This is a genomic window from Streptosporangium nondiastaticum, from assembly GCF_003011965.1.
In the GTDB taxonomy this organism is placed as follows: Bacteria; Actinomycetota; Actinomycetes; order Streptomycetales; family Streptomycetaceae; genus Streptomyces; species Streptomyces nondiastaticus.
Genome location: NZ_PXWG01000200.1, coordinates 1 through 8,672 on the forward strand (window position 1 = coordinate 1; position 8,672 = coordinate 8,672).

General features: G+C 73.6%; 8 protein-coding genes. All 8 read right to left on the reverse strand.

The features are described from left to right. Nucleotides 1-350 (reverse strand): hypothetical protein (locus B7P34_RS33735; protein WP_223268510.1); only part of this gene is annotated, 350 nt, incomplete at its 3' end. Next, a complete protein-coding gene (locus B7P34_RS33740) occupies nucleotides 347-1,912 on the reverse strand; it encodes a DUF3492 domain-containing protein (RefSeq protein WP_286157537.1) in 1,566 nt (521 codons plus the stop codon). The genes B7P34_RS33735 and B7P34_RS33740, both read right to left, overlap by 4 nt. Before the next feature lie 183 nt (nucleotides 1,913-2,095). Then, a complete protein-coding gene (locus tag B7P34_RS33745; RefSeq protein WP_106681970.1) occupies nucleotides 2,096-3,772 on the reverse strand; it encodes a dipeptide ABC transporter ATP-binding protein in 1,677 nt (558 codons plus the stop codon). Further along, complete coding sequence (locus tag B7P34_RS33750; RefSeq protein WP_106681971.1) at nucleotides 3,769-4,758, reverse strand: ABC transporter permease; 990 nt, start codon at nucleotides 4,756-4,758, stop codon at nucleotides 3,769-3,771. Before B7P34_RS33750 ends, B7P34_RS33745 begins: the two co-directional genes overlap by 4 nt. After that, on the reverse strand, nucleotides 4,755-5,759 hold the full coding sequence (locus B7P34_RS33755) for an ABC transporter permease (RefSeq protein WP_106681972.1): 1,005 nt from the start codon (nucleotides 5,757-5,759) through the stop codon (nucleotides 4,755-4,757). The genes B7P34_RS33750 and B7P34_RS33755 overlap by 4 nt, the downstream gene beginning before the upstream one ends. Next, nucleotides 5,756-7,471, reverse strand: coding sequence for an ABC transporter substrate-binding protein (locus B7P34_RS33760; protein WP_223268511.1), 1,716 nt, complete (start codon nucleotides 7,469-7,471; stop codon nucleotides 5,756-5,758). Before B7P34_RS33760 ends, B7P34_RS33755 begins: the two co-directional genes overlap by 4 nt. A gap of 187 nt (nucleotides 7,472-7,658) precedes the next feature. Continuing rightward, nucleotides 7,659-7,751, reverse strand: a complete 93-nt coding sequence (locus tag B7P34_RS39870) for an Ms4533A family Cys-rich leader peptide (RefSeq protein ID WP_324197103.1) — start codon at nucleotides 7,749-7,751, stop codon at nucleotides 7,659-7,661. Between the two features lie 93 nt (nucleotides 7,752-7,844). Next, a partial coding sequence (locus B7P34_RS33765; RefSeq protein ID WP_106681974.1) for a DUF3152 domain-containing protein occupies nucleotides 7,845-8,672 on the reverse strand: 828 nt, incomplete at its 5' end.

An 8,672-nucleotide genomic window follows, 5' to 3' on the forward strand; every position in this document is an offset into this window, starting at 1 on the left:
CGCGGCCCGTGCACGAGCGCCGCCGGGTCGCGCGGCACGCCGGGCGCGGGCCGCGCGGGCTCCTCGCGCTCGGTGCGTGCGTACAGCTCGTCGGCCAGCGAGAACACGTCCCGGTGCCGGCACTCCGCGGCCGCGTGGTCCGTGAGGCCCCCGTCCTCCAGGACGGCGGCGATCTCCAGGGGGTCCACGGCGCGGGCGCACAGCCCGTGATGGCGCTGCAGGAGGGCCTTCACGGGATCGGCCTTCACGGGGCCGGCCTGCGCGGGATCGCCCTCCCCCGTGCCGGCGCGGGCTGCGGCTATGCCGGCCGCGGCGGCGGGCGCGCTGCCGTCCCTGAGCGGTGTGGTCATGGGCGGCCTGCCCAGGTCGGCGAGGACTGGCGGGGCGTCAGGTCGATCGGGGCGCGGGATCCCGCGGCGCGGGAGAAGGGGACGGCGGGGTCGGGGGCGGCGGCGTCCCGCCCGGCGGGCGCGCGGGAGATGAGTTCGAGGTAGATCCCGTGGAAGTCCGTCACATGCCTTTCGGTGGTGAAGAGTTCGAGGGCGCGGGCGCGGGCGGCGGCACCGAGCCTGGCTCTTCGGCCGGCGTCGTGCAGCAGTTCCAGGCAGGCCGCGGCGAGGGCGGCGGCGTCCCGCGGGGGGACGACGAGGCCGGTGCCGCCGATGACTTCGCGGACGGCGGCGGAGTCCGGCGAGACGGTGGCGCGGCCGCACAGCATGGCCTCGACGAGCGGTCTCGGGAACGTCTCGGCGCCGCCGGCGAGGACGACGACGCTCCCCAGGCCGTACGTGGAGGGGGTGGCCGCCGGGTCGTAGGAGACGCCGACGGGCTGGACGCCGGGCAGCGGCTCGCCGACGATGCGCATCCGCACCTCGGGCTCGGCCTGGCGCAGGGCCGCGAGGGTCTCCCACAGGAAGGGCTCGGCCTTGCCGCCGGCCCAGAGCACGGTGAGGCCGTCGTCGGTCCCCTCGCCGGACTCGGACCGCTCCCCCACGGCCTCGTACGGACCGGGGTCGAGGCCGGGGTGGACGGTGCGCAGCCGGTCGGGGTCGGCGCCGCAGCGCTCCTGCCAGCGCCGCACCTGGGCGTCGCCGGGGGTGATGATGTCGGCGCGGGCGTAGATCTCGGCGGTGAGCTGCCGGTGGAAGGCGGAGAGCAGGGTCCGCACGGGCAGGGAGAGGCCGGCGGCGCTGGCGGCGCTGTTGAGGTAGTAGGCGCGCAGGCGGACCTCGTACTCGGTGACGAGGAAGGGGGTGCCGAAGAAGCGTTTGGCCAGGAGTCCCGGGAGGGCGGCGGGGCCCGCGGAGGTGGCGTGGCACAGGTCGACGCCGGCGAGGCCGCGGTCGGCCCCGGTGCCGTACCAGTCGAGGGACAGGGGGCGCAGGGCGCGCTCCAGGAGGGCGGTGACGGCGAGGAGGTCGGCGACGCGGATGCCGTAGGCGGCGGGGTGGGAGCCGGGGGCCCGGCAGGCGGCCTCCAGGATGCGCAGGGCCTGCTCGGAGCGGAGGGCGGAGCCGAGGCCGCCGGCGTCGCGGGCGAGGTCGGCGAGGCCGTTCAGGGCGTCGGCGAAACGGTACGCCTGGGTCTTGCGGTCCTCGGGGCCGGGCTCGACGGTGGCGGTGAGGGCCTCGGCGAGGCCGGCGAAGTAGGCGCCGAAGCGGCGGCGCTCGCGGCGGCCGTACGCGCGGTGGGCGCGCCCCACGGCCCCGGCCGGATCGCCCCACAGGGGGGACGTGCGCACCCGCCGCACGTGCTCGGGCAAGTCGCACCAGCCGCCCGCGTCCTGCCGGGCGCGGCGGCTCAGGGCGCAGATCTCGAAGTCGTGCCCGGGCAGGCCCCGCACGAGCTGGTCGCACCACTGGCCGCCCTCACCCGAGGCGTACGGATACCCACCCTCCGTAAGGAGTCCCACGCGCACGCACGCACCCCCGTCTGTCCCTTGTGGTCGCCCTCGCCTGACCTGCGGCCGCCGAACGGCAACGGCAGCGGAAGCACGCTATGCGGGCTCGCCCGTGGCGCGACGGACGGTTGTCCGTCGCGCCACCGGAAGGGGTGAACAGAGGTGACTTTCCCGGAGATGAGGCGTTGCCCCGCGCTATGCGGGGGCTTCGGCCGCTTCGAGCCGCGGGACCGCCGCGAGCAGGCCCTTGGTGTAGGGGTGCGCGGGCCGCTCGTAGACGGTGTCGGCCGGTCCCTCCTCCACGATCCGGCCGCCGCGCATGACGACGAGCCGGTCGCTGACCTGCCGTACGACGGCGAGGTCGTGGGCGATGAAGACGAGCGCGAGGCCGAGGTCGCGCTGCAACTCGCCGAGCAGCGCGACGACCTGTGCCTGGGTGGTGACGTCCAGGGCGGAGACGGGCTCGTCGCAGACGATCAGCTTCGGCTCGGGGGCGAGGGCCCGTGCGATGCCGACGCGCTGCCGCTGGCCGCCGCTGAACTCGTGCGGGTAGCGGTGGTAGGAGTCCGGGGCGAGCCCCACGCGCTCCAGCAGTTCCCGCACGCGTGCGACGATCGCGGCGTCGTCCAGCTTCCCGGCGGCGCGCAGCGGGTCGGCGATGGACTCGCCGATGCTGCGGCGGGGGTTGAGGGAGGAGACGGGGTCCTGGAAGACCATCTGGAGCTCGCTGCGGAAGGCGCGCAGCTCGCGCTCCTTCATGCCGCCGATGTCGCGCCCGCGGTAGCCGAGCCGGCCGCCGGTGGGCTCCAGCAGGCGCACGAGCATCCGCCCGAGCGTGGTCTTGCCGCTTCCGGACTCGCCGACGACGCCGACGGTCTCGCCGGCCCGCACGGTGAGCGACACGTCGTCCACGGCGGTCACGGCCCGCTTGCCGCGCCCGAACTCCCGCCGCAGGGCGGTTGCTTCCAGCAGGACGGAGTCGTCACCTCCGGCCCGGTGCGGTGCGTCCTTACGGGTCGCCCGCCGGACGTTTACGCGCGGGACGGCCGCCAACAGGTCGCGGGTGTAGTCCTCGCGGGGCGCGTGGAGCACCTCGCCGACGGGTCCGTGCTCGACGGCCCGCCCGTCCTTCATCACGAGCAGGTCGTCGACGCTGCCGGCCGCGACGCCCAGGTCGTGGGTGACCAGGATCAGGCCCATGCCGGTCTCCGCGCGCAGTTCGCGCAGCAGGCCGAGGATCTGGTCCTGGACGGTGACGTCCAGGGCGGTGGTGGGCTCGTCCGCGACGAGCAGCTCCGGCCGGCAGGCGAGGGCCATGGCGATGAGGGCGCGCTGGCGCATGCCGCCGCTGAACTCGTGCGGGCGGGAGCGGGCGCGGCGGGCCGCGTCGGGGATGCCCACGCGGTCCAGCACCTCGGCCGCGCGGGCCCGGGCCTCCCGGCGGGAGGCGCCGCGGTGGTGGACGCGGTAGACCTCGGCGATCTGGTCGCCGACGGCCTGGTACGGGTCGAGGGAGGAGAGCGGGTCCTGGAAGACCATGGCGGCGACGCCGCCGCGCAGCCGGCGCAGACCGGCGGCGTCCACCGCCTGGACGTCGTGGCCGGCGACGGTCACCGCGCCGGTGACCTCGGCGCCGGTGTCCCGGTGCAGGCCCAGCAGGGCGTAGGCGGCCGTGGACTTGCCGGAGCCGGACTCGCCGACGATGCCGAGCGCGCCGCCGGGCGCGAGCTCGAAGGAGAGCCCGTCCACGGCCCGGACGGGAGCGCCGCCGGGCCCGGACGGGAAGGCCACGGAGAGGCCGGAGACGGCCACCAGGGGCCCGGTCGCGGGCCGGCCGTCCGCCGGCCCGCCGCTCGTGCGTCGTGCGGTCATCGCAGGGCCACCCTTCGGTCCGCGGCGGCGTAGAGCACGTCCGCCACGATGTTGGCGATGACGACGGCGGTGCCGGTCACCATGACCACGGCGACGACCACGGGGAGGTCGAGGGTCGTGGTGGCGTGCACCAGCAGCGCCCCGATCCCGGGGAGGCCGAACATCATCTCGGTGAGGACCGCGCCGCCGAACATCGACCCGAAGTCGGCCGCGGACAGCGCGACGACGGGGGCGACGGCGCCGCGCAGGGCGTGCCGCGTGACGAGCTTGCGCTCGGCGACCCCGTAGGCGCGGAAGGTGCGGATGTGGTCCTCGGCCAGCGTCTCCAGCGTGGAACTGCGCATCAGCCTGGCGTACTTGGCGGATTCCAGCAGGCCGAGCGCGGCCCACGGCAGCAGCATGTTCCAGGCCCACTGCTCGGGGTCCTCGGTGAGCGGCACGTAGGCCGGGAAGGGCAGCCAGGCCAGGTAGGCGCAGAACAGCATCAGCAGGCCGAGGCCGCTGATGAAGACGGGCGTGGCGGTCCCGGCGAGGGTGAGCCAGGTCAGCACCCGCTCGGTGATCCCGCCGCGGCGCAGCGCGGAGAGCAGGCCGGTGGCGGTGCCCAGGAGCAGGGCGACGGCCATGGCGCCGACGGCGAGCGAGGCGGTGGCGGGCAGCCGCTCGATCAGCATGTCGGTGACCTGCTGGTTGTTCTGGTACGACAATCCGAAGCACGGTGCGTCGCAGTGGAGCACGGCGGTGCCGGTGGAGTAGTCGTGCCCGGCGAAGATGCCCTGCAGGAAGTGCCAGTACTGGACGTACACGGGGTCGCCGAGGGAGAGCTGCGCGCGGACCTGGGCGATCTGCTCGGGGTTGCAGCGCGGGCCGCAGGCGAGGCGGGCGGGGTCGCCGGGCGCGATGTAGAAGGTCGCGTAGACGACGACCGAGAGGACGAGGAGGACGGCGAGGGCGCCGGCGGCGCGCCGCAGGAAGTATCCGGTCATGCCGTGCCTCCCGCGCCGCTCGTGCGCGCCTTGCGCCGGTTGCGGCCGACGCGCAGCCGGGACGCCTCGCGCGGGTCGAGCGCCGCGCGCACCCCGTCGCCGAGGACGGTGAAGGCGAGCGTGGTGACGAACAGCATGAGGGCCGGCAGCAGCACGTACATGGGGTCCGCGCGGAACCACGTGGTGGCCGTCGAGAGCATGTGGCCCCAGGAGGGGGTCGGGGGCTTCACGCCGACTCCGAGGAAGGACATGCTCGCTTCGAGCACGATGTTGGTGGGCAGCAGGACGGCCGCGTAGGTGATCACGGGCGCGGCCAGCGAGGGCAGCAGCTCGCGCCGGGCGAGGCGCCAGGTGGAGCCTCCGGTGAGCCGGGCGGCGGAGACGAAGTCGAGCTTCATCAGGCTGAGGGTCTGGGCGCGCACGAGGCGGGCCATGCCTCCCCAGGCGAGCAGGCCGATGGCGATGACGAGCAGCACGGGCCGGGGGAAGTCGGCCGGGACGACGGCCATCAGGGCGATGGCGAAGACGAGCAGGGGCATGGCCACCATCACGTCGGTGACGTGGGTGAGCAGGCTTTCCACAAGGCGGTTGCCGAGCGCGGCCGCCAGGCCGACGCCGACGCCGATGAGGATCTGGACGGCGGTGGCGCCGAGGGCGACGAGCAGCGAGACCCGGGCCCCGTAGGCGAGGCGCACGAACAGGTCGCGCCCGGTGCCCGGTTCGACGCCCAGCCAGTGCTCGGCGCTGACGCCGCCGAAGTCGCCGAAGGGGACGCCGCCGCGCGCGGAGTCGACGAGGGCGTCGTGGTACGTGTTCGGGTCCTGTCCCTCGATCGCGGCCAGCAGGGGCGCGGCGAGGGCGAGGAGGACGAGCAGGCCCAGCACGGCGGCGGCCGCGAGCGCGGACTTGCGCGCTCTCAGCCGCCGCAGGACCTGCCGGGTGCCGGAGGCGGGAGCGGTTCCCGCCTCCGGTTCCGCGGTGATGAGCAGTTCGGTCGTCACTTGACCGCGACCTGCGAGACGTCGAGGACACCGGTCCAGTTGCTGATGACGACGTTCTTGACGTCCTTGCCGAAGATTCGCTTGTAGACCGGGTTGAACAGCGGCACGGTCAGGGCCTGCTCGCCGATCCGCTTGTCCAGGGCGCCCCAGCGCTGCGCGGCCGCGTCATGGTCGGTGATCTTGTTGATGGCGTCGATCTCGTCGTTGACCTTCGGGTCGTCGAGGCGGGCGGTGTTGAAGTTGGCACCGTCCTTCACGATCTGCCGGCCGTCGAAGACCGGGGCGAGGAAGGGGCCGCCGGAGGGCCAGTCGGCGCCCCAGTGGGCGATGAAGAGACCCGGCTGCTTGTCGAAGCTGTGGATCTTCTCGTCGTAGTCGTTGTCCTCCAGGCCCTCCAGCTTCACGGTGATCCCGGCCTCCTTGAGCGCGGCCTGGACGGCGGTCGCGATCTCGGGGCTGGTCTCCCGGTTCTGGGCGGTGGAGTGGGTGAGGGTGATCTCCAGGCCGTTCTCGTGACCGGCCTCCTTCAGCAGCTCCTTCGCCTTGGCCGGGTCGCCCTTGTCGCCCGCCGGGAAGTGGTCGTAGGGCGTGTAGCCGAGGGGCTTCTGGCGGGGCAGGAAGGTCGTCGTGGGCTCGGCGAGCGAGGAGCCGCCGGCGGCGTTGACGACGCTGGTGCGGTTGATCGCGTACGAGATCGCCTGGCGCACCTTCGGGTCGTCGAAGGGCTTCACCGCGGGGTTGAACGCCAGGTAGGAGGTCTGGCCGAAGTGGCCGGTGCCGACCCGGGCGGCGAGGTTCTTGTCGCCGGTGACCTGGGCGAGTTCGGCCGGGCCGAGGTTGGTGTCGGTGGTCACCGCGGCGGCGTCGGGGCCGGAGCCGGTGGACAGGCGCTGGTTGATGACCGCGGCGGACAGGCCGGACTTAACCTCGATCCGGTCGGGGTAGGCGTGCCGCTCCTTGTCCGTGTCCTCGGACCAGTTGGGGTTGCGCTCCAGCGTCATCTGCTCGCCGTCGCCCGCGTTCTTGATCACCTTGTACGGGCCGGAGGAGACCGGGTGCTCGGCGTACTTGGCGCCGGTGTCCTCGGCCTTGGGCACGGGGGCGAACTGGGTGGAGGTGGCGAAGTAGGGGAAGTCGCCCTCGGACTTCTTCAGCTTGAAGACGATGGTCTTCTCGTCGGGCGTCTCGATGGAGTCGAGGCCCTTCTTCTCCTTGTACGGGCCCTGGTAGCTGTCGCCGCCGATGAGCCAGTCGCGCAAGTAGGGGGCGCCGCCGGAGAGTTCGGCGGCGAAGGAGCGCTCGACGCCGTACTTGATGTCGGCGGAGGTGATCGGCGAGCCGTCCTCGTACTTGAGGCCGTCCTTCAGCTTGTACGTCCAGGTCTTGGCGTCGTCGCTGGGCGTGCCGGTGTCCGTGGCGAGGTCGGGGACGACCTTGGTGCCCTCGGCGCCGTTCGCGCGGTGGCGGGTGGTGAGGGTGCGGTAGACGAGCGAGGGGATGTTGCCGCCGCCGGAGGTGTAGAGGCGGGCCGGGTCGAACTGCTTCTGCGGCGCGCTGTTGAGCACCGTGAGCGTGCCGCCCTTCTTGGGCGCGCCCTCGGCGCCGCCGCCCTTGGCGTCGCCGCCCTCCTTCGGGCCGCATGCCGCTGCCGCGCCGCCGACCAGGACCACACTGACGGCGGCAGCGGCCACCCGACGGGATATGACGGACATGTGACGCATGACAGGAAATGCCTTTCGCGGGAATGCGACGGCGCACCCGGGGAAGGGGGTGCACCGGAGGGAGGGGAGCAGGAAGCACCCGCGGAAGGCGGTGGGAAGGAGCGCACGGGAGCACCGGACCGCCCCCGGCGGACGCGACGCTGCCGGGCAGCGCAGGACGGCGGGGAAAAGGGCGGTCTCAGCGACAGTGGATGTCGGCGACGCTGTGCGCGGCCACGCCGATCAGCGCCAGCACGAAGGCGGCGTTCTCGGAGGCGTGGCGGTACGACATGCGCAGAAGACTGAACGAATTTTCGGCCCCTGTCCAAGGTGTCTCACATCCAGAGATGAGACGTCCCGGACGGCGGGACATTCGATCACCGGTTCAGGGGTACGGCCAGGCGTTCGGCTTGCAGGTGATGCCGTCCGTCGTCAGGAACTTGGTCTGCTGCATCATCACCGGGGCGAGCGCGCCCTCCTTGCCGCACGTCTCGTGGTCATGCCCGAGGCGGTGCCCGACCTCGTGGTTGATGAGCATCTGCCGGTAGGCGTGCATCTTGTCGCCGTACGTGCGCGCGCCCTGCGCCCACCGGTAGGCGTTGATCATGACGCGGTCGGTCGCGGCGGAGTCGCAGGAGACGTTGTCCTGCGTGGTGTCCAGGCCCGACTTGGCGCACCACACGCCCGTGGTGCCCGGCGTGGCCAGCGTGATGACGAAGTCCGCGTGCCCGGAGGAGACCCGCTCGAACGTGCGGGTGCCGCCGTGGCCCCAGCTGCGGTCGTCGTTGAGCGTGCGGTGCACGGCGGTGGCGAAGAGCTCGCCGTCGAGCGGCAGCCCCTTCTCCACGTCGACGCGGTAGCGCAGCACCTCGCCGCGGCCCGGGGCCGCCTCGTGGCCGCCGACGGTGTCGAAGGCGCCGCTGCCCTTGGCCTTCTCGTCCAGCGGGTACTTGCGGTCCATCTTCTGCTCGTACGTGAGCTGCTGGGCGGCGCCGCCGTTGGGCGTGGGGCGGCTGTCGGAGCGCGAGGCGGCGTCCGCCTTGGCCCGCTCGACGTCGGCGGGCCGCGCCTGCGCCTGGGTGTCCGCGCCGTCCTCGACCTGCCCGGCGACGACGACGGCGAGCACGACCGTCACGACGGCCGCGGCCACGCCCGTGGCCGTCCGCGCCACGCCGCCGCCGGACTTCGGGGAGCCGGTGTCGCGGGAGGCGCC

Coding starts and splice junctions, on each gene's coding strand:
- B7P34_RS33745 (WP_106681970.1), bottom strand. CDS start 3,772: ATGACCGCACGACGCACGAGCGGCGGGCCGGCGGACGGCCGGCCCGCG.
- B7P34_RS39870 (WP_324197103.1), bottom strand. CDS start 7,751: ATGTCGTACCGCCACGCCTCCGAGAACGCCGCCTTCGTGCTGGCGCTG.
- B7P34_RS33760 (WP_223268511.1), bottom strand. CDS start 7,471: ATGTCCGTCATATCCCGTCGGGTGGCCGCTGCCGCCGTCAGTGTGGTC.
- B7P34_RS33750 (WP_106681971.1), bottom strand. CDS start 4,758: ATGACCGGATACTTCCTGCGGCGCGCCGCCGGCGCCCTCGCCGTCCTC.